The sequence below is a fragment of the Paenibacillus sp. NN59 genome (assembly GCF_057597225.1).
In genome coordinates this window covers 3,249,720-3,271,771 of sequence record NZ_CP199678.1, presented here as the reverse complement: position 1 = coordinate 3,271,771, position 22,052 = coordinate 3,249,720, and the positions used below count along the sequence as shown (strand labels likewise).

The window sequence follows — 22,052 nt, the reverse complement described above, 5'->3', positions numbered from 1 at the left end:
CTAAATCAACTCCCGTTCCATCACTATTGAGTTGAAGCTATACGTACGTCTCCATTCCCAACACTCCAGGTTGCAAAACAAAAGGAGCTAAAACTTCATAGCTTTAGCTCCTCCTTCTTGCCCTTTCTTTTTCGGTCAAGTCGGTTTACAGACCGTGAGCTTGACGAAGCCGTTGGTATTCACTGTTGTACCAAGCTGTAAATTCGTCTGCTCCGGCTTTTTTGAATGCGGCCAGTGCAGCCTGTTTGTTTGCTTCAAAGGCTTGCTCATCCTTGGAAAGAATAATCTTGGCTGCCTCGCGCGCTGCCAGCTCTTTCAGCTCAGCCTCCTGTTTTTTCAGTTTGTCATCCAGTGTTACACCTGGGATGGTGTTACGCTTAATGATTTCCTCGTCTGTCATGCCATTCATCCAGCTAGTGAACGTATTCAGTTTGCCTTCATCAATCAGCTTTTTGAATACCTCCCCTGAGTATGAAGCGCCGTAATGCTGAGCGAAGTCTTTTTCAAGCGTTGTGGCTGCTTTTGACAAGGACTCCTCGGAGGTAAAAAGGTCAACGGGCATTTTGTCATTTGGATTAACCATATCTCCGCCGAGACCGATGATATTCCGATCGAGTGAAAGTCCTGTTGCTACGTATGGTGCACCGCCTGCAGCTTTCAAAGCCAAGGTTTCGTCCGTCAGTGCCGGTTTACCGTCAACCACTTTCCAGTGTTTACCTTCTACACCGTTGTACATGGTGCGTGCACCTTCATAAGAGTAAATATAATTCAGGAATTCCATCGCTTTTTCAGGATTTTTGGATGTTTTGGAGATACTGTAGGCTTTATCCTGCCAGCCAAGCGGGTTCACTGCACCTGTCCAAGCCAGTTTGCCTGCGGGTACAACCAGATATCCTTTACCTTCGCTTGCATGCTGTGCATTGAAATCCCCCATTGCCCAGGTCGCTGGACCAACAACGATCTGTCCTGCTGTTGCTTTAGCCATGTAATCATTGTTTTTCATCGTCAAGGAGTCCGGATCAAGCAATCCTCTGCGCTGCGCTTTATTGTAGAAGTCAAGGGCTGTCCAGAAGTTAGAGGATTCATCGGTCAGATTGCTGATGAACTCGCTGCCGCCAACTTTGGATGCCGTCAGGTCACTTGTAGCACTGACACTTTCATTGAAGATAATTGGCGGAATCGTATAAGGCCACAGTCCCCAATCCTGCCACATGGACACGCCGTATACTTTCTTTCCGTCTTCCGTCTGTGGATGTTTTTCTACGATTTGACCTACAACGTCGAGCAGATCATCCATCGTTGCAATTTCAGGGGTACCAATCTCTTTGTACCAGTCCCAACGAATCGTTGGGCCAATGGTAATTGGTGCAATGGATGTCCCCGGTTTGGATTGTACTTGTGGTGGAAGGAAATACAGTTTACCAGTTCCGTTGCTCCAGTTCTTTTTGCTGTAGTCTACAACGGTAGGAATGTTGGCTGTTATATCCTGGCCGGATTTAGCGAGCATATCGTCAAGCGGAACAATCAGATCCCCTTCAATCAATTGCTTCTGATATTTATTCACATTTGTACGTACCAGGTCGGGCAGATCACCGCCGGCAAGCAATACATTGAATTTATTCTCGTCTGCTTCAACGTATTCAATCTTAACTCCGATTTTTTCGGCAATCGCCTTAGCAACCTCGTTATTTTGCTGTGTATTCCATTTGGAGCCGGTCTCCATAATCAGTACACGCAGCGTAACAAGATCTTTGTTCGAGCCATTGTCTGGGGAACCCGATTCGCCAGTACCCGTCTGCCCTGCTCCTCCACTCGTACAGGCTGCAAGCAGTAAAGACGTCATCATGAGCATGGCCATTACTCGGCGGAACGTTTTTTTAGTTCTCATGTCATAACCCTCCTGTTTATTCTTCTATAATTATCGGCATTATGCCGGATAATCCAACCTCGTAGCAACACCTTTTAGCCAACAAGCCTTATCCCTTAACTGCCCCCATCATGATTCCTTTCACGAAGTACCGTTGCAACATCGGATACACCAGAACAATCGGCAACGTAACCAGCATCGTGATTGTCATGCGGATGGACTGAGGTGTGAGTGTTCGAACGACATCTCCCCGGGTTAATTCCTCTGTGGTCATATTGGACAGGTTGCTAGATTGATTCAAGAAGTTATAGAGCACCAATTGTAACGTTTGCAGCTTCGGGTTTTCGACGAGAAAAAAGTTATCGAACCAGGTATTCCATTGACCAACGGCAGAGAACACAGCAATGGTGGCAATGATCGGCATCGAGAGCGGGAAAATAATACTGCGATAGATCCGGAAATATCCTGCTCCGTCAATCTTCGCCGATTCCTCCAGTGAAGCCGGAAGCTGTTCAATGAACGTTTTGATCAAAATAATGTTAAAGCCCGACATCGCACCAGGGATGATGTATAGCAGAAAATTATTTTGTAAGCCGTATGCTTTCATCGTTAGATACCACGGGATGAAACCAGCGTTAAAATACATGGTAATAAGGACAAAACGGTAAATGATTTTACGATACGGCATCTCTTCTTTGGTAATCAGATAGGCAAAAAAGGAACAGCTAAATACGGTAATCAATGTACCCAGCACCGTTCGGGAGATACTTACCAATGCAGCATCCATAATACCCGGCAATTGTATCGTCGCTTTATAGGCTTCGAGAGAGAATCCTGCTGGCCAGAAATACACACCTTTCTGAACCTCAATCGGGTCACTGATGGAATAGATGAAGATGTAATAGAACGGATAGATCGTGATGATCACGAGCAGTGATAGCACGATGTAGTTAAACAGCGTGAAGGTAAGGTCTTTCCAATCGGTATGGTGGACGGGACGAATCGTCTGTCCTGCGGGTTGTGTTCGCATATCGGTTTTGCTCCTTTCCCTGCGAGTCAGACGATGCCTTGACCGCGAACTTTCTTGGATAAAATGTTAACACTGAACAGTAGCAGAACACTGATCACCGTTTTGAAAATCCCCACAGCTGTGGAGTATGAGTAGTCTCCGGTCACGAGACCAAGCCGGTATACATACAGATCTAATACTTCAATTCGATCCGCGATCATGACGTTGCTGAACACCAGATATTGTTCAAATCCTGCCGAGAGCAGGTTACTAACGGAGAGGAGTAAAAGCACGATAAACGTAGGCATGATGCTGGGCAGTGTAATATGCCAGATGGTACGCATTCGTCCCGCACCATCCACCTTTGCTGCATCGTATTGCTCGCTGTCTATACCCACGATGGCAGCCAGATAGATAATGGCACTCCATCCTGCGGATTTCCACAGCAACAGCAAAGTCTGCACCGTCCATACCCGGTCATAATTCCCGAGAATATCCACGGGCGGATTGCCGATGCCTGTTTTCATCATGATGGAATTGACTGCGCCCTCCGTGCTGAACATACTGAAGGCTAATGAAAACACGATGATCCAGCTGATGTAGTTCGGTAATGTGGACACCGTCTGTACTAGCCGTTTGAACCAGCCAGCACGTACCTCCGAGATTAAAATGGCGAGCAGCATCGGCACCGGTGCTGTTGCGATGGACAATAAGCTGAGCGCTAGTGTGTTTGCCAGTACAGGACCCATTCGTGGATCATCAAACATGTTCCGGAAGTTTTCGAGCCCCAGAAACGGGGTTTGTTGCAACGGAATGCCTGGTTTGTAGTCAAAAAACGCATAAATCCATCCGAATAAAGGTACGTAACTGAATGCCAGTGTAAATAGGACAAAGGGTGCGGCTAGCAACAACAGATGAATGCTGTCTTTGCGATTCAGCTTGCCGGCTTTTTTGGTGACAGAGCTTTTCAGCGTTTCGGTTCGTTGCATATGAATTTCTCCTTTGTGCGTGTGCTTTCGTTTTGGCTTATTCATATGATAGCGCTTTCTTAAAGGCGCTTGAATGAAACTTCCCTCGATCTGCTTGAAAAAATAACACCTTCTCTTGATTCAACTTGAACGATCTTAAGATGTTTCTTGAACGAATAAGAAAACGATAACCGAAAAAAAGCTCTCATGGATCGCCTTTCGGGCGAGAACATGAGAGCTTTTACGAAGAAGCCAAGAAGCTACCTTATTTCAGTTCCATTATCCTAAAGCCAGTGAATAAGTAACACTTTTTATCGACGTGCTGGCAAAGTAATCATAACTTTTGCGCCCTGATCAGCTGGAACAAATTGAATGCCATATTCAGTCCCAAAATATAAACGAATCCGTTTATTGACATTGTTCAGACCGATACCGCTGCCTCCAGCCGTGGACTTGGGTGATTCTCCCCTGGCTAACTTTTCATTTAACGCTTCAAGCGCATGCATGTCCATGCCTCCCCCGGAATCGGTAACGCTCAATATTAGATGATTCTCATCTCCAGTAGCCTCAATGCGAATTTGTATAGCAAACTCCTCGCTCTGTCTGCCAGAAGCAATCGAATTTTCCAGTAGCGGCTGAAGAATAAAGCGCGGAACCTGACAATCCATCCATTGTTCGTGTACATCCATAGTGAAGGTAATGTTATTGTTAAATCGCATGTTAATGATCTTTAAATAGTTGTCCACATACGACAGTTCATCACGCAGCGTGCACATCGAATCTTTACTGGAGAATACGGGACGCAAAATATTGCCCAAAGCAACAATCGTATTCACGATGTTGTCTGCCTTGACAATGACCGCCATCCAGCGAATCATGTTCAATGTATTGTAGAGGAAATGAGGATTGATCTGGTACTGCAAAGCCTCTAGCTCCAGCTCTCTTTTCTTCTCTTGTATCTCGTTATTTTTCTCTACAAGCTCCACCATACTAAGCGACATCTCATTAAAACGGCGGATCACCGTGCCAAGTTCGTTATTGGGAACATGATCAACGGTAACGCCAAGTTCACCGCGACTCATGTCCTTCATTTTGCCAGATAATTGGTTCAGTGGTTTAATGATTTTGCGCAGCCAGAAGTAGGAAGCGATAAAGATCGCCAGTACACTTATGGTAAACACCAGCATAAGCATTCGTTGAACGCCAAGAATCTGGTCCGCATACTGACTGAGCGGGATCTCTTTGAGCAGATACCAGCCCCCGTCATGGAGCTTGTAATAGACCACCTGCATGCTGCGTCCTGCCTTTTCATCATCCAGACTTCCGTAAGCACCGTTCTCAAGGTCCTCCCCTGGCTTGAAGTGACTGCGAGTTCCTACCCGATCCGCTTCACTCGCTGATACAACCATTCCGTCAGCGCTCGCGATGTACATGTCACCTTCTTCGCGGTTCAGTGCAGTCGCATAAATGGAGGATAGATAACGTTCATCGATATTAAAAATTAAAGTGGCACTTGTGTTCGGATCATAAATCGCTCGTGTGCCCCGCATCAGGCTGATTAAATAACCGTCATCTTTGCCTGTGAGATACGGATTGTAGAATGATTTTTTGATTCCAGAATGAATGATCAGGTGTGGATACTGTTCAATCGTCTGATGAAAAGGCTCAGAGGTGAAAAAGCTCTGCTGCCATGCCTCCCGGTCATAGACAAGTGTCCGCTTCTGACTTCCTCCTACAGCGCCCAGATTGTCCGCCGTGATATAGATCGAATCAATGTAATTGTAGTTATCAATGAAATCGGCAATGACTCGCTGTACATCATTTTTGGATTCCAGAAATTCTTCTTCCGTTTTCTCCGAAATTTTGTACAAAAACTGCTGAATATGATCATCACGCAGAAACAGCATCGATAACCGATCTATCTCCTTAACCAATCCGCCAATGTTGTGATCCAGCTGCTGGAATTGTTGGTAGAGTAGCCGTTCATTCTGAATCTTGACCATATTTTGCATAAAAGAATAAATAAAATAAGAAGCCCCCGCCATGACGGCGAGGCTGATGATCATAATATACAGAATGAGCTGGGTTCTGAGTTGTCGGGATACAAACAGCGCTTGCAAGACTTTCTTCATCTTATTGCACCCTTTTGTCACGGAGCGTGGTTTGTCTGCGATATTCGTTTGGATTCAGGCCGGTAATTTTTTTGAACACTTTGCTGAAATAGGTATACTCGGGCGAAAAACCGACCAGAGCTGGTACATCAAAAGAACGCATCTGACTCTGCGCAAGCAGTTCTTTTGCACGCTCAATACGATATCGGTTTACGTAATCAATATAGGTAATCTGCAGTTCTTTACGAAACAGGTTACTGAGATAACCTGGACTTAGCCCCACATGGTCCGCGACCATCTGAAGGCTGATATTTTCTGTGTAATGGCGCTTAATGTACCCGATGGCACGGGTGATTTCATCACTCATTTGTAAGCGCTTGCGAATTAACTCGACAAGTGTGCTCATATAGACTAGGATTCGATCAAGCATATCAGGCAGGGTATCACAGGTTTCCAGCTCTCCCGTCATGCTGACCAGCAATGTCTTCTCATTGTTATGATCATATACATGTGTGTTAATCCATTGGATAAATTGATAGATTGTCAGCTCCAGCGTTTTACGCTCTTCACATAAACCGCCTTCGATCTCTTCTAAAAACTGGTCATATTCTTTTTGTTTCAGTGGTGGGAGCAACTCCCTTATCGCCTTATGGTTTCTTATTTGTTCAATTCGTACAAGTACGCTCGAACGATCCGCACGTCCGGTTCCCTGATGTTGCTGTCCCGGGCCGGTAATGAATTTGCGTTGCAATGCACGCTTTGCTTCAGCATATTGTCTGGGAAGTGAATCATATCCTCCGTTCACACTACTGATTCCAAAGGATACCGTACAGTTAAAATAATGACGGATCGTGTCCTGCACATGTTCAAGCAATTGGTGAATCTCCTGAACGATCGCCTGCTCAGACAATATATCGCCAAAATGCAGCACGAGGGCGTAGTGCTGGTCGTTAATCTGAACGGCTTCCCCCCGTTTGTAACTCGTCATGATCTCTCCCAAAATGTTCAGCAACGACATCTTGACCAGATGACCGTGCTCATCATGAAAACGTTCCTTCAGCGAAAAATAACGATCCACTTCCATAACGCAGACCACGAGCCGAACAGGAGAAAGACGTAGGCCACTCTCCGTCACAAACCGGGAGAACTCTTCTGTGGAGAAGATACGATAAAACATAAAGTCCTTGAACATCTTTTCTTTTATAAGTTCTATATCCGGTGAAGTTGAACTTACTCTTCCCTGCACCTGGCTCTGCTTCTGATCCAGTTCTTCCCTGACACTCGTCAGTACTTGCTCAATCTCTTCTTCCGTCATCGTTAACTTTAATATATAGCTGGATACATCCAGTGTGAGCGCCTTGCGGGCCAGTTCAAACTCTTCCAGACAAGAGAGCACAACGATACGTGTATGTTTATCTAAGTTACGAATGTTGGTAATCAGCTCCATGCCATCCATTCTGGGCATACTGATATCGGTAATGACCACGTCGGGTTTCTCACGTTCATAATAATCCCATGCGGCAAGACCATCGGGGAAATCGGCGGTAACCTCTAACCCGAATTTGCTCCATTCAACGGAATTTTTCAGTCCGATCCGAACCAGCATTTCATCTTCGACGATCATCACCTTATACATGCATTAAACCCCCTTCAATATCAAAATCCAGTCATTCCCTCTTCCGCTTGTTGGGGCTGTAAAACGTTCAATGCCTTGATTCAGTATTGCTAAATCGGAAGAAACCTCTATGGTTTCTCCTGTTCTCGGACAGAACCATGTTGCTTTAACATGCTTGCCCTCAATATACCCCATGACCACGTCCACATACAAGCCATTGGGCAGATAAATGTAAGCGCTATATTTGTTCTGTAGACTCACTGCTCGATTCTCCCCTGCCCGATTCTGATGAATCAGATCCAGGTTAGGGCGCAGATCCGAGCTAAGTTCCTGCTCAAGCAGCGTACGTACATGCTTCATCTGAGCTGCTCCGGGACGATGTAACGCCTCTCGCCAAGTCATTATGAAATAATCTCCTTGACGATTGGAGTCTACAAGATCATTCGTGCCCTGATACATTGACCATATGGAATGATGACCGTAGGTGTGACCGAATGCCCCTGAAAATAGCGCATAGTATGCGGCCTTTCTCACATCTGTGGCATCAAAATAACCCTGCTCTCCACGAAATCCGATAGGAATGTCTTCATAACATGGCTCGGCATCAAGTGTTGGCTTCACAGGCTTTCGTTCATAGTCCTGCCGTACACGCCAATCGTTGGTGATCTCTCGTTCGCCGTGACCCGATTGGATCATATTGAAGTCTAGCCATGGCTCATCATGGAGCTGACTCGAGGATGAATCACATCCAGGTGGATGAAAGGTCATCAGTTGCATCGCACCACCTTCTTTTAATCCTCTCGCCATTGAAGTAACAACGTCAAAGTGACTCTTAGTCTCCAGCGGGCGATCTCCTCCAAGCACCCAAATGACTTGTGGGTGTGAGCCATATCGTTCACCTAGCCATTTTCCATACGAAAATGCATTTTCTGGCGTGAAAATTTCAGGCCCTTTCCCCCACTTTTGATTGAACTTGTCACCCCAAGTCGGCAGTAACGCAACATATAGCCCTTGACTGGCAGCAAGCTCGAGTATGGCATCCACATGATGCCAGTAAGAATAGACCCCATCGCTATCCGGCCGGGTTGAATCAGGTAGACCCTGTTCATCCATATAAAAAGGCAGCCTGCCATAAGCATTTTCGGTTGTAATTCCGCTGAATTCAGCCAGTAGAACCGTCTGGATGACCGTGAAACGCTGTTCAGCTCTTGTACGCAAATAATGTTCGCTTTCTTCCCGGTTCAAACGATGCAAAAGCTCCCATGCTGTATCCCCAAGCCAGAAAAAAGCAACACCCTGCGATGTTTCCAGATATCGTCCATTCGCAGACACACGAAGAGCTGTAAGATTATGATTTTTTTTGACGTTTACATGAAGGTTTGGTTGATGACTTGTTTCTGTTCCTATTTCTGTTCCAGGATTAGTATTTGGCGAACTCGCACACATCATTTTGAACACCCCTTAGTCGTGAAGATTTTGCTCGAAGTGAATCTACAATGAAATTTTCCTTATGTTTGTTTACGATCTGTTCCCTTATGAAAAGCATAAAATGCCCTTTTGCTTTCGTAAAGACTGTTTTACCGTATAATTGTTCAACCGTGCTTGGTTTTGTTCAACCTCATCTTCATTTTTTTCAACCGATTCGAAGGATATTTCAATTCTGTATTTTATTGTAAACGCTATCATTTGAGGTGCCGCTAATACTTTGGGCGGTAAACTACTCTAAAGGAGAGCTGAGATGAAAAGTAAATCCGAACGTTTTGCTTCACGCTGGGGGATTCCTGTACTCATCACCGCCATGCTGGCATCGCTTATCCCCACCCCTGCCCAGGTTCACGCAGAACAAAGTCAGAATAAATCCAGTACTAGCACAAGTCACACGATTTCAATTGATACGAACAACGTCATTCAGGATGATTTTCTCGGCGTGGGTGTGAACACCATTCCAACAGCACTCATGCCCGGACAGATGCAGTACGGGTATACCGAAGCCCATTGGGAAATTGATAAACAACGTATTCAAACCATTCAGCCCAAGGTAGCCAGAGTCTGGTTTCAGATCGACTGGATGGAGCCCTCCAAAGGAACTTATACATGGGACAGTGCAAAAATGAAAGCTTTCTACAAATACCTTGACGCGTTTAAGGCAGCGGGAACCGAAATCGAGCTGAACTTCGGCTGGAAGGTTGGGTCCTCTGTACATGATTGGTTCTCCCTTCCTGGCATCGATCCTTGGACAAGTGCACCTGCGGATCTGGATGCTTATGCAGTCTCTGCTTCTGCCTTGCTAGAGGAACTTATTCTGAACAGGAATTATGACAACGTCAAGTACCTTACCTTCTATAATGAACCGAACGGCAGTTGGGACTTTGAAGCTCCGGGAGATCAGAAGGCATACTACGCAGAAATGGTCAATAAAGTTAGCGCCCGATTGACCGCGGATGGCCTCCGCAATCGGGTTGAAATTTGGGGTCCTGAGGAAACAGGCGCTCCAGCCTGGATTGAATATATGAAGCAACATGCCGATGATGCTATCGATGGATACAGTTTCCATGTGTATGGTGAATCATACGAAGGTCTTGGTAATGCTTTTACCCTGCGCAAAGGTTATGTCGGTAATAAACCGCTTCATCTGACGGAATTCGGCTGGGCGGACGATCAGGCAAGCAACTGGGATGCCGGTTATGCCAACTCGGTGATTCAAACGGCCAATATGGGTGTGAAATCAGCTTTGATGTGGCAGTTAAACGGAGTCTGGACGAACGACCCTACAGGAGGAACCAATGGAACCTATACAATGTGGGATGCGGTCGTACTCGGGCTCACCCCCCGCAAAACCTTTTATATTGCAGGCATGCTAAACCGTTATATTCCGGAACATAGTGAAGTGCTTGCGGTTAATACAGGCGCTTCCGCCGATGTTCGTGCTGCGGCCTTCAGAGGTGCGGACGGTAATTATACGGTGCTCGTCGAATCCAAAGCAGGCTCTAGCAAAGAAATTACACTGGATTTTGGGAATACCCCAGTGAATAAAACGTTTCGCAAACTGGTTTACCAAAATGACGTAACGCCAGAAAGCAATGCGGTGCTTCCTCCAGTTACCTCAACGTTCCCTGGTGGCACTTCACTTACTGATCATGAAGTTGACGGGAACTACAATGTCATCATATACACCACCCAGCCTGCGCAAACCCAAGTAAAACTGGACCAAGTGAATCCAACCGCTCGCTCAGGCGAGTCCATTACTCTTGCTGCTAATGTCATTGATCATACCGAAGGTGTGACTTGGAGCGTTGTTGGACAAAACAATGGTTCCATTAACAGTAGCGGCGTATATCAGCCACCTCAGGTAACCAACGAAAAGTTAATCGCGGTTCGTGCCACAAGTACTGCCGATCCATCTGCATTCGGCGTTGCTCTTGTGCGGGTGCTCCCCGCTTTGCAACCGGGCAAGGTTGATGTCCCAACATTCAGTCTTGATCAGCATGTGTTCCCAAGCTCTGAGGTGCTTTATCTGGAGAGCACTACAAGCGGAGCTCAGATACGCTATACAACAGACGGCAGCGAACCAACAGCCCAATCTAAACTGTATGTCCGGCCAATCATTTTGAACGAAGGTTCTCTTGCTCTCTATAAAGCGAAAGCCTTCAAGTCAGGCATGCAGCCTTCAGGTACGGTGTCTTCACTCTATCAGATTGGTCAGATCAGCAGCGCACCCGACGGATATAAGTTATGTATGATTGAAAATGGTGGAGATTGTTATTTCCAAGGGAAAGCGGTCGTTGCTTATGGTGCAGACGGATTGTTTAATTATTCGGTTCAGGAGAACGGTATAGCTTGTACAAGTGCCCTCTTGGGTGATCCGATCCCAGGTGTAAACAAACGCTGCTTCGTAAATCCAGTTATTCCGGCTGAGCTCCCGGTGGTCACATTGTTCAACGCTGGTTTTGAGAAACCCGCTACTACGTCAGCCAAACCGGGACCGATGACTAACGGTTGGGTATTTGATAGCCGTTCCGGTGTACAGCATAATAATGGCCCGTTTCAAGCACCTACAGCTCCTCAAGGAGTACAGACCGGTTATCTGAAAACGGATGGCGGTGTGTCCGGTACATTGAGCCAGTCTATTCATTTCAAGCCTGGCACATATCATATGTCGTTCAAAGCAGCGAAGAGAACCAGTTTCGGGGGTACTCAGTCCTTTGATGTTTATTTTGATGATCAAGTTATCGGCTCCTATCAGCCCGAATCGGGCAGCTTCGAAACATTCACAACTGCTGCTTTTGAGACGAACGGTGGAAAGCATACGATTAAGTTTGTAGCAACAACCACACAAGGTGACAATACAGCCTTTATTGATGATGTACGCATTACATCGCCTTGATCGGCTGCAGACATATTAGTGAAGCAATAACAGCCCCCTATCACTGACGCCCTAACCGGACGTACAAAAAAAGGACGAGGCAGAATGAATCTGCCCCGTCCCTTTGTCCAGCAACTGTTTTATTGCGTTTTCCCCATATTAACCAGATTTACATCAGACAGTGTAATCGTGGTATCGGCTTGCTCAGTACCATCGATCTTACCCATGTCAAACACAATTCGGCTGTTCGCATAACTCGCCTCGGTCGCCTGGAACGTAAACGTAAATTGTTGTTCTTCCGTCGTCAGATTCATTTGATTGCCATAGAATCCAGTCCACTTATAATTTGCAGGAATGTCTACCCATCCAATCCCAACACCCAGCTTGCGTGCTTTATCCGCTTTTGCTTTGAACGTCAGTTTATATGTGTATCCCTGCTGCATGGCAAAGCCTTCCTGGATCAATTGCCGATCCCACGCATTCTCTCCGACTTGACCAACCCGTGCTTGCAACTTCTGATTGTCTTCGCTAAGCATCAAGTCTTCCGGCTTATTGCTGGCCGCATACGGGAACCAGCCGTTCGTTCCTTGCGTAAAGTCACCATTTTTGATGAGATTGACATGTACAGGTTGCCCACCCTCGTCTGCGCCGGGGTTGACCTCGAACAGCATTACATTTTGAATGGATACCACATGTTCGGCTGCCGGCTCCAGTGAATTACCCAGGCCGAAGTTTAATAAACCCGCCTCATCCGCAGTATCTCCCATCGTAAAGGTATAGGCATATGGCTGTTTCGTTGTGGCCAGTTCAGCTGCCTGCTCCAAATACTTCACATCATCACTTCCCGTTTGTGACACAACCACTTGCATTGGTTTCGGTACTGTAGCCGAAGCATCAAAGCTTAGACGATACGTTTTCCCTGCTTCAAGCGCTAGCTGTCCTTGCTGTAATATAGCATCCCACCAATTCTGGGTTGTACCAGGTACAGTTAAGCTAATGCCTTGGTCGTTACTATATGTCGCCGTAGTGACACTAGCAGGTACCATCCAATCCGATGTTGCTGTACTCAACTCGCCATTCTTTACTATACTACGAGAGATGTCCAGCCAGCGTGTGTTGTACTCGTTTCCTTCAAAATTCACGTAATACGTTGTTCCTGCTTTCAAAGATACCGACGGCAAATATACCGTTTTATATGTTTGCCAGCCGCCGGTATCTCCTAACGTAAGATTAGAACTTGCAACGGTATCGCCTTCTTCATCTTTGACTGTAAAACGTACCTTTGCATCAGCTTTTGCACTTGCCATCCGTGTGGAGAAGGCATATGCACCTTCATTCGCTGCAGTAATTTTGAATTGAAGTAGATCCCCTTCATCCATATAGCTAACATGCTCGCCGCCTTCATCGGAATTCTCAAGCTGTAATCCCTGCATCACGTAAGCATCTGCGGCAGGAATATGAGTATAATTCTGAATCGCTACCGGTTTTCCACGTTTCGTCAGCCGCACATTATCTACATAAAGCTTGCCAGTAGCCCCGCCAAATAAAAGCTTTAATGTAGATGTTGCTGTAGCATCACCTTCTCCGATCACAATTTCACCAGTGTATGTTTTCATATCAGACCCAATCTGAATCTGCTGGCCTTGATTAACTTGCACGTCATGGCCCTCCTCGGTAGATAAACCGATATCCATAACGCCTGTCGTATCTGCCTTGGCATCAAACGAGAACCCGTAGGTCGTGTTACCTTCTAACTTCATACCGGGCTGAACAACAGCTACCTGCTCAGGTTGACCATTTGTTTTCTTCACATCGACAACGAGTTGTCTCTCCATGATCGGGAATTTCAAGAAGTTATTGACGGATACCTGTGCTTCAGCATCGGACTGAATTTCAGTGTTCCAGAAGCCGAGCCGTTGTTTCCCTTGATCAAATGTACCATTGAATACGTAATTGCCATCCGGGAGTGCTTTTCGTTCCACTGGAAGCGGGTCAGCCTCCCCAATCTCTGTCAGTCTCACATTGGTTACCGATACTTCGCCTTCGTTTAATCCCAGATTAAATTCGAAGCGTGCATTGTTGTCGGAACCATTACGCATGTTGAATTCGTATTCATACGGCTGCCAATCCGTTGTGACTGAAAATGCTTTTTCTTCAGAGTAATTCGTCCAGCTTTTCTCAAACTGAGTTACTTTGGAGCGGATAATCCGGTTTGCAGAAGCTTTTGCTTCAAACTGAACTTTATATTTTTTGTCTTTCTTGATATACATCGGCATTTGAGTTAATTGAACCGAATACGTTTCCGTTCCAGCTTTGGAGATCGTTACTTTGGCTGCTTTTCCTTTCGCTTCATCCTCTACGACTTCAACCTTGCCCTCTCCGCCTGCATTCGTAATGAACTTCCAGTCGGCAGGAACACCATTTGCATCTGCACCTTTGGTGAAGCGTTCATTATAAATCTGGTTATCATCCGCTTGCGGTGCGCGCTGTTGCTCAGGCTCAATCGGACTGGAAGTCACGTCAGGCCATTGATCCATATTTTTATATGAATACACTCGCACAAAATCCACATTCATCTTCTCGGAAACAAAATCATTCTCCGGTGATCCCGGCCAGTCTCCGCCAACCGCAAGGTTGAGAATGAGATAGAACGGGCGATCAAACGGTGCAGGGAACGTGTAGCTTTCCGGCTGTCCAGCCGCCGTTGTCTGCCAGTTGTTAATCTGATGATGCAGTTTGCCATCCACATAGAACCGGATCATGCCTGGCAACCATTCTACCTGGAAATCATGATATTCATCAGCAAATGATTCACCTTGTGGCAATGTAAATTTGCCCTGATCATGTCCGTGAGAGCCGTCTGGTTTCTTTGAATCGTAATGGATCGTGCTGTAGATTTCATGATCTTTGTTTTGGCCGCCAATCAGCTCCATAATGTCAATCTCACCGGAAGCAGGCCATCCACCATAATGCGCTTCATCCGTAGGCATCATCCAGATTGCTGGCCACATGCCTTGCTGGATGGGAAGCTTCGCTCTCACAACCACTTTTCCGTACGTCCAGTCGCCCTTCTCTTTCGTAATCAGTTTGCCGGATGTATAATTTTTACTGCCCTTCTGCTCCCGCTTTGCTTCTATCTGCAACACATTGCGGTTGCCATCCTTCACAATACGTGTGTTATTCGGGCTGTAATATTGCAACTCATTGTTGTACACAAGCTCCGTATCTTGAACGGTCCATTTGGATGCATCTACGGAAGGCGCATTGAATTCATCATTCCAGACCATTTCCCACTGCTCATCCGGAATCGTTGTTGCCGGAATTGGTTTTTCACCTGAAGGAGTGCCCGGAACGGATGGTGTCGTTCCTCCTGAATTGGAAGATCCGCCCCCGCCTGAGCTAGAACTACTGCCACCGTTAGAAGTACCTGGTGTAGCAGTGTTTGGTTGCTCGGACTGTCCTGTCCCAGACGTAATGTTATCCTTATATTGCCCTGGTGCAACCGCTTTCCCATTTAGCAATACGTTGGTGGCATCTACGTCCAACAGTTTGATTTTACCTTTGCTGTCAATCATCGTATTACGGGCTTTACTATTTACTTTTAAAGTATCAATTGTACTCTCGGCAGACAATTCAACTGTAGCCTTGCGTTCGACAAATAGCTCTTCGATTTGAGTTGTCCCTGTGATTTTCACATGTACCGGACTCACGTTTTTGTCGACCACAACTCGATTCAATTTAGAGTTATGAATATCGATCGAGTGGTTTCCACCGCCTTTCACTATTACACTTCCAGTGACCGTTACTCCGTCGAGCATCACTGTACCTTCTCCAATGGCTTCTGTAAGTAACAAGTTGCCGTTAACTGTTGTATTTTTCAGCGTCACATCGGTTGAGCGAACGATCAGATTGCCATTTACATTGGATTCATAGGTGCCGGGTTTGCTAAGAATATCTGCTATCAAAGTAGACATGATCGTAGCAGCTTCTGCTCTCGTAATATTGGATTCAGGGGCTAAATTCCCATTGTATCCGTTTACAATTTTATTGTTTACGAAGTAGCTCATCGCATTTCTTGCATAGTCGGCTATATCTTTGTCGTCTTTAAACGCAGTACCGAGCGACTCACTTCCTGTGGACAACTGAAACGCACGATCTGCCATCACGACAGCATCCTGCCGGGTAATCGGAAGCTGGGGCGACAGATGTGTTGCATCAGTTCCCTGAATAATGCCAGATCCACTTGCTCGTGTGATCGCTTCATAATACCAGTCTTTTTCACTAATATCTGTGTATGATGCCGCTCCGGGGCCTCCTGCGAATCCGAACACCCGATCGAGCATCACAACAAATTCGGCACGGCTGATACGTTCACTCGGTCTGAATGTGCCATCTGCATAACCTTTAGTGAGTGCCATATCCTGCATACGCATCACTGCATTTTCAGCCCAATGTCCCTGCAAATCTTTGTACGGTGCCCGAAGCAGGCTTGACGCCTGCTCCTGCTCCGTTACCGTTTGTTGCTTCATCTGTTCTGCCCCGATTACGGCTGGAGCTGCCAGTGAAACGATCATGCTTCCTGCTACGAGACAAGCCAACTTTTTTTTCACTCATATTCCTCCCTAGAATGTGTGGTCACTTGCAGGGCAGTACTACTCTTTTACTGCCCCAATGACGATACCTTTAACAAAAAAGCGTTGTAAGAATGGATATATGACCAAAATCGGCAACGCCCCGATGAAAATCTGTGCTGCGCGAACCGTACGCTGGGAAACATTCTCCAGCATGGATGGGTCCACGTTGATTTTACTGAGGTCTTGCTGCACGATAATGGTTTGTAGCAAGGAAGCCAGTGGGTAATTTTTGACATCAGACATATAGATCATGCCGTCGAACCAAGAGTTCCACTGACCTACCATGGTAAACAAGGACAAGGTTGCAATCGCTGGCATGGACAGCGGTATATATACGAGCGCCAGCGTTTTAATGTGACCTGCTCCATCCAGATAAGCCGCTTCCTCCAGCTCTTTAGGCAGACCGCGGAAGAAGTTCATCATCAGAATAACATTCCACACGGACAGTGCACCTGGAAGTACAAGCGCCCAGATCGTATCCATCAGACCGAGCTTTTGGATCAGAATATAACTCGGGATCAAACCTCCACTGAACAAAATCGTAAATACAAAGAACCAGGTGTAGATCGAGCGGCCTTTGAAATTGAGATCTTCCTTCGACAGCGGGAATGCGGTAAGTAACATAATCACCATACCGATCAGGGTAGCAATGACTGTTCGTTTAACCGAAACTAGCAAGGAATTAATGAAATTGGAATTACCGAACGTTTTGACATATGCATCTGTCGTAAAACCAATCGGCCAGAAGCCGACCAGATTGGCTGAGGCGGGTGCCATGCTACTGAACGAAACGGCCAAAATATGAATGATAGGCAGAATGCAAAGCAGTGATAATACGCCGAGAAAAATATAGTTCGCAACGCTGAATATTCGGTAGCCTTTTGTTTTGTAATACAAGCCCTTTTCTCCTCTCTACTAGAACACGCGGTAATTCGCCAATTTGTAAGCCATGCGATATGAGATGACGATCAGAATGGTTGCCACGACCGATTTGAACAGCCCTACAGCCGTTGCGAAGCTCATTTTGCCGTTTAAGATACCAAGACGGTATACGAAGGTATCGATGATATCACCTTTGTCATAAACGAGCGGATTGTAGAGGTTAAATACCTGATCGAATCCTGCATTCAAAATGTTTCCGATGGAGAGTGTCATGAGTACGATTGTAATTGGCATCAGGGCCGGAATGGTAATGTGCAGTGTTTGTTTGAACCGGTTTGCACCGTCCACTTCCGCAGCTTCGTACAGTGCCGGGTTAATGCCGGACAGAGAAGCCAAAAATACAATCGTGCCAAAGCCAAACTCTTTCCAAACATCACTAACAATCAGTGTTATCCGAAACCATGTTCCATCCCCCAGGAAAAAGATCGGATCTCCTCCCAGTGCAACCACCAGTTTGTTGACCATACCGCCCTGCGGCGAAAGGATATCAAGCAATATTCCGCCCAGGATAACCCATGATAGAAAGTGCGGCAGGTACACCAGTGTTTGACTGACCCTTTTAAAGGCATTTAAACGAACTTCGTTCAACAAAATCGCGAACAGGAATGGAGCAATTAAACCTGCGATGATTTTGAAAAATGCAATGACCAATGTATTCCAGATGACCTGGCCTACGTCCGGGTATAAAAATAAATACTTGAAATTATCCCAACCTACCCATTTGGATTCGGTAAATCCGAGGTATGGTTTAAAATCCTGGAAAGCAATCACAATCCCGCCCATTGGTATGTACTGAAATACAATTGCCAGCAAAACCGCTGGTACGAGCATCAAATGCAAGGACCAATTCCGTTGCATGTTCCAGCGCTGTCTTGCCTTGATGGCACGCCCTTTGCGAGGCGTTTCTAACGTATGTTCCTTCACCCCTACATCCCCCATGTTCTAAAATTTGTATTTTACAAGTGGATATGAACTTGTATATTAAAATTATAGCAACGGTTATTAGCAATCTATATCCTAATATTGCAACAACGATAACAATATTTTAATGAGTTGAGGAGGCCACGCATTGTTCGCTCGTCTGAATGTCTTTACCAAAATTACACTGTTATTTGTAGCATTGCTTGTCCTGGTTTTGTTTCTGTACACCTATTCGAACCGGGAAAGTGTTCGGGTGATCGAACACGAAATTCAGAACAATACTATGAATCATTTGTCCACTTTTGCCGATTCTGTAGAATCCAATATTTACCAATTATCTCTCTATGGAATGTCCATTGGGCAAGATTCGAGCATACAGGAATATCAGCGGCCGGATTACACAGATGTGCCTTATGAACGTGTCAAAGTTGGAAGCTCTATTCTTGAAAAGATGAATCTGTATAATGCAGCCAGCAAATGGCATTCCACCATCACCCTTTATTTTCCAAGGTTGCAAAAAGTCATTTCTACGGATTATTATGCTTATATCCCGTATGCGGAGGATGAATTTTCCAAGCCACTTTCGAAATCATGGGCATATAAGCATAATCAATTCGAGTGGTACACGACCGATCCAACGACAGCGATTGACACCCCTGGGAAGTCGAGACTGATTACCAAGATCAGCTTTCCAGTACATCATTTGATCAATATGCTGGATCAGAACAAATTGAATAACAAAGGTGACCCCTTTATGTTCCATCCCGAGTTTGGCTTAATTAGCAACAGTAGTGGAAATGGCACATTGACTGCGATTCAGTCCAAGCTGAAAGAGATGTCGTTGCAGGGAAAAGGCGGATTCACCACGACGCTCGACCGCACAGAATACTATGTTTCGTACATAGAGTCAGGCAGTCTGGGATGGTACTATGTAGACTACGTGCCTATGCAGCAAATTCTAGGGCCGATCACAAATAGTCGCAATCTCTTCTACGCTTCCATAGCCGTTCTAATTGCCATGAGTGTTGTTGTGTTGTATGTACTGTATCGAAGTGTGCAGCTTCCATTGCTTCAACTCGTAAAGGGAACGAACCGTTTGTCGACTGGAGATTTCTCCGTTCGTCTGCATCATTCGTCACGTAATGAATTCAGTTTATTGTTTGCACGATTTAACATCATGGCGCAGCGAATTCAGGAGCTGATTGAGAACGTGTACGAAGAACAGCTCCGAAGACGTGAAGCCACTTTGAAGCAGTTGCAATCACAGATTAACCCGCATTTTCTATACAATTGCCTCTTCTACATCAAAAATATGGCAAGGATGAAAAATGAGAAAGCCGTTGTGGCGATGGCGCTGAATTTAGGTGAGTATTATCGATACATCACCAGATCCGAGAATGATCAGGCCACCATTAAAGAAGAGCTGACCATGGTGAAAAATTACCTGGAAATCCAGGCGCTCCGGCTGGAACGCATGCATTTTACCATCGATGTACCGGACGATATGCTACATAAAACGTTACCCCGTTTAAGCTTACAACCTATCGTTGAGAACGCTATCATCCATGGCATTGAACCTCGTACTGAAGACGGTCATATCAACATAACAGGCTATCATACGGATGAAATGTGTACGATCACCGTCGAGGACAGCGGGCTAGGTATGACCGAGAATCAGATGCAAGAGTTGGTCGATAATCTGAACAAACCGCTTGATGGCAACATGGGATGCGGAACTTGGAATGTTCATCAGCGTTTGTCTTTTTTGTATGGTGAAAATGCGGGTCTAAGTTATGAACATACGCCTGGAGGAGGCGTTAAGGTAAGCATTACATGGTACAACAATATCAATGAGTAGGTGAAGTACATGTTACAAATTTTGTTAGTTGATGATGAACGTTCGGTTGTAGAAACGCTGGCGGAAACCATTCCGTGGGAAACCTGTGGAATCGGTACTGTACATGAAGCCTTGTCAGGTGCCGTAGCACTGGAAATTATGGAGAATCATGATATTGATATCGTCATCACGGATATTCGCATGCCGGAAATGTCCGGTATTGAGTTGATTACGGCCATCCACGAAAAATGGTCGCATGTGCAGACGATTTTACTCTCGGGCTTTGCCGACTTCGAATACGCCAAACAAGCGATGGCTCAGGAAAGCTTTGATTATTTGCTGAAGCCTGTAAGTGATGAAGATCTGATCGAAACCGTACAGCGACTCGTTGACCGAATCAAGCAAAAATGGGAAGCGGCGGCCTCCTATCAACGTGCCTTACATGCATTCCAGGATAACTTGCCGTTATTGCAATCTACGATGCTTCATGAATTGCTGACAGGAAAAACCTATGCCTCCTCCGCACTCGCGGACAAGCTGGAATTATTAAATCTGCCCTATTCGGTCGGTGAGGAGCTGGGCATGCTTGTCATTCGAATGGAAGAACATCTATCCGAGATGGCTGACCATGATCTTTCGCTGATGCAGTATGCCATTAGCAACATTATCAGCGAGGTGACGCAGCACCATTTTCATATGTGGCATACGCGGGATGTCCATGATTATCTGGTTGTACTGGTTAGTGTCAAAAAAGGCGGTATGCATAATGTGAGCAAAGAGGAGAACCCTCAAACGTTGCTGGAACATTACGCTGCCCAAATCCAGACAAACGTTCAGTTATATTTAAAAGGGGCTATTTCAATCGCAGTCTCTCACTGGGGCAAGTTCCCTAATGAGATTGGAGAGATTTATGAGAGTGCTGTCAGATCCATGCGGAAGCGTATGGGACATGCTCAGGGCTTGTTCATTACGGCATCAGATGATAAGGATGTACATCCCCTTCCTGCCATCCGCTCTCTGTACAAACCGCCAACCCTAATTAGTCTTCTCGAAGCTGGTCGCTTTGACGATGTGGAACAGAAGATTGAGATCATTTTCGAAGAATTGCTCGAATCGGCCCAACATCATGATATCGCGGAAACAACGATTGAGGTTTATCATGCTTTGGCTGGAGCCTTTGCTTATATCATCCACAAGAACGGAAAACAGATCTCTTCTGTCCTTCCTGCCGAAACGTATAAATACTTTCAGGCTCCAAGCTATGCTACCGCCCAGCAGTTGAAAGACTGGTCGATCCGCACACTTCATTCCATCAGTGAAGACGCAGAACAGGAGCTTAAGGATAATCACAGCACCATCGTTCGCAGTGTCAAAAGCTTTGTGGATTTGCATCTGGCTTCCGATGTTTCCCTACCGGCTATTGCCGATCATGTCCATCTGCACCCGGTGTATCTTTCCAAAGTGTATAAGGCAGAGACTGGAGAAGCGCTGACAGCCTATGTCTATCGGTTACGGATGGAAAAAGCAGCATACTATTTGCGTTCATCCAGCGCCAAGGTATTCGAAATTGCGGAGCTTGTGGGCTACAACAACACGGCGTATTTTATTCGGGTATTCAAAAAGTTTTACGATCTGACACCGCAGGAATATAGAGAGAATCTGCCGGTGTGAAGCAAAAAGGCCTCGCTGGAATGTTTCCAGCAAGGCCTTTTCTTTGTAGTTTTCTACCTGCCTTAGCAGCTTGGTTAGAATGAAATAACGGACAAAATCAAGTTACTTCGCTCG

12 protein-coding genes are annotated in these 22,052 nt (G+C 45.9%); 3 read left to right on the top strand and 9 right to left on the bottom strand.

The annotated features are described in order from the left end of the window. Nucleotides 1-145: 145 nt before the first annotated feature. From ACT89M_RS14450 to ACT89M_RS14425, 6 genes are all read right to left on the bottom strand, one after another. Complete coding sequence (locus ACT89M_RS14450; RefSeq protein ID WP_308721818.1) at nucleotides 146-1,888, bottom strand: extracellular solute-binding protein; 1,743 nt, start codon at nucleotides 1,886-1,888, stop codon at nucleotides 146-148. Nucleotides 1,889-1,976: 88 nt separating this feature from the next. Then, nucleotides 1,977-2,897: a carbohydrate ABC transporter permease gene (locus ACT89M_RS14445; RefSeq protein WP_154959077.1), complete on the bottom strand. Its 921-nt coding sequence runs from the start codon at nucleotides 2,895-2,897 to the stop codon at nucleotides 1,977-1,979. Between the two features lie 26 nt (nucleotides 2,898-2,923). Next, a complete protein-coding gene (locus ACT89M_RS14440) occupies nucleotides 2,924-3,865 on the bottom strand; it encodes an ABC transporter permease (RefSeq protein WP_154959076.1) in 942 nt (313 codons plus the stop codon). Nucleotides 3,866-4,155: 290 nt separating this feature from the next. Then, nucleotides 4,156-5,976: a cache domain-containing sensor histidine kinase gene (locus ACT89M_RS14435; RefSeq protein ID WP_308721819.1), complete on the bottom strand. Its 1,821-nt coding sequence runs from the start codon at nucleotides 5,974-5,976 to the stop codon at nucleotides 4,156-4,158. Nucleotide 5,977: 1 nt separating this feature from the next. Next, on the bottom strand, nucleotides 5,978-7,591 hold the full coding sequence (locus ACT89M_RS14430) for a response regulator (protein WP_308721820.1): 1,614 nt from the start codon (nucleotides 7,589-7,591) through the stop codon (nucleotides 5,978-5,980). A 3-nt stretch (nucleotides 7,592-7,594) separates the two neighbouring features. Beyond that, nucleotides 7,595-9,019 (bottom strand): glycoside hydrolase family 140 protein, encoded by a 1,425-nt coding sequence (locus ACT89M_RS14425; RefSeq protein ID WP_308721821.1) that lies wholly within the window; start codon nucleotides 9,017-9,019, stop codon nucleotides 7,595-7,597. Nucleotides 9,020-9,308: 289 nt separating this feature from the next. Here ACT89M_RS14425 and ACT89M_RS14420 point away from each other — a divergent pair, with 289 nt between their 5' ends. Beyond that, the gene (locus ACT89M_RS14420; RefSeq protein WP_308721822.1) at nucleotides 9,309-11,954 is read left to right on the top strand and encodes a chitobiase/beta-hexosaminidase C-terminal domain-containing protein; all 2,646 of its coding nucleotides are present in this window, start codon (nucleotides 9,309-9,311) and stop codon (nucleotides 11,952-11,954) included. A gap of 119 nt (nucleotides 11,955-12,073) precedes the next feature. Here ACT89M_RS14420 and ACT89M_RS14415 read toward each other — a convergent pair whose 3' ends face one another. The 3 genes from ACT89M_RS14415 to ACT89M_RS14405 are packed head-to-tail and all read right to left on the bottom strand — an operon-like array spanning nucleotide 12,074 to nucleotide 18,433. Further along, entirely contained in the window at nucleotides 12,074-16,543 is a 4,470-nt protein-coding gene (locus ACT89M_RS14415) for a carbohydrate binding domain-containing protein (protein WP_308721823.1), read from the bottom strand. A gap of 42 nt (nucleotides 16,544-16,585) precedes the next feature. Then, nucleotides 16,586-17,464 (bottom strand): carbohydrate ABC transporter permease, encoded by an 879-nt coding sequence (locus ACT89M_RS14410; protein WP_154889067.1) that lies wholly within the window; start codon nucleotides 17,462-17,464, stop codon nucleotides 16,586-16,588. A gap of 18 nt (nucleotides 17,465-17,482) precedes the next feature. Further along, a complete protein-coding gene (locus ACT89M_RS14405) occupies nucleotides 17,483-18,433 on the bottom strand; it encodes an ABC transporter permease (protein ID WP_373323151.1) in 951 nt (316 codons plus the stop codon). Nucleotides 18,434-18,578: 145 nt separating this feature from the next. On the opposite strand from ACT89M_RS14405, the gene ACT89M_RS14400 reads away from it, so the two are divergent. Both ACT89M_RS14400 and ACT89M_RS14395 read left to right on the top strand, forming a co-directional pair. Then, on the top strand, nucleotides 18,579-20,288 hold the full coding sequence (locus tag ACT89M_RS14400) for a sensor histidine kinase (protein ID WP_154889069.1): 1,710 nt from the start codon (nucleotides 18,579-18,581) through the stop codon (nucleotides 20,286-20,288). Between the two features lie 9 nt (nucleotides 20,289-20,297). Further along, on the top strand, nucleotides 20,298-21,938 hold the full coding sequence (locus tag ACT89M_RS14395) for a response regulator (protein ID WP_154889071.1): 1,641 nt from the start codon (nucleotides 20,298-20,300) through the stop codon (nucleotides 21,936-21,938). Nucleotides 21,939-22,052: the final 114 nt, after the last annotated feature.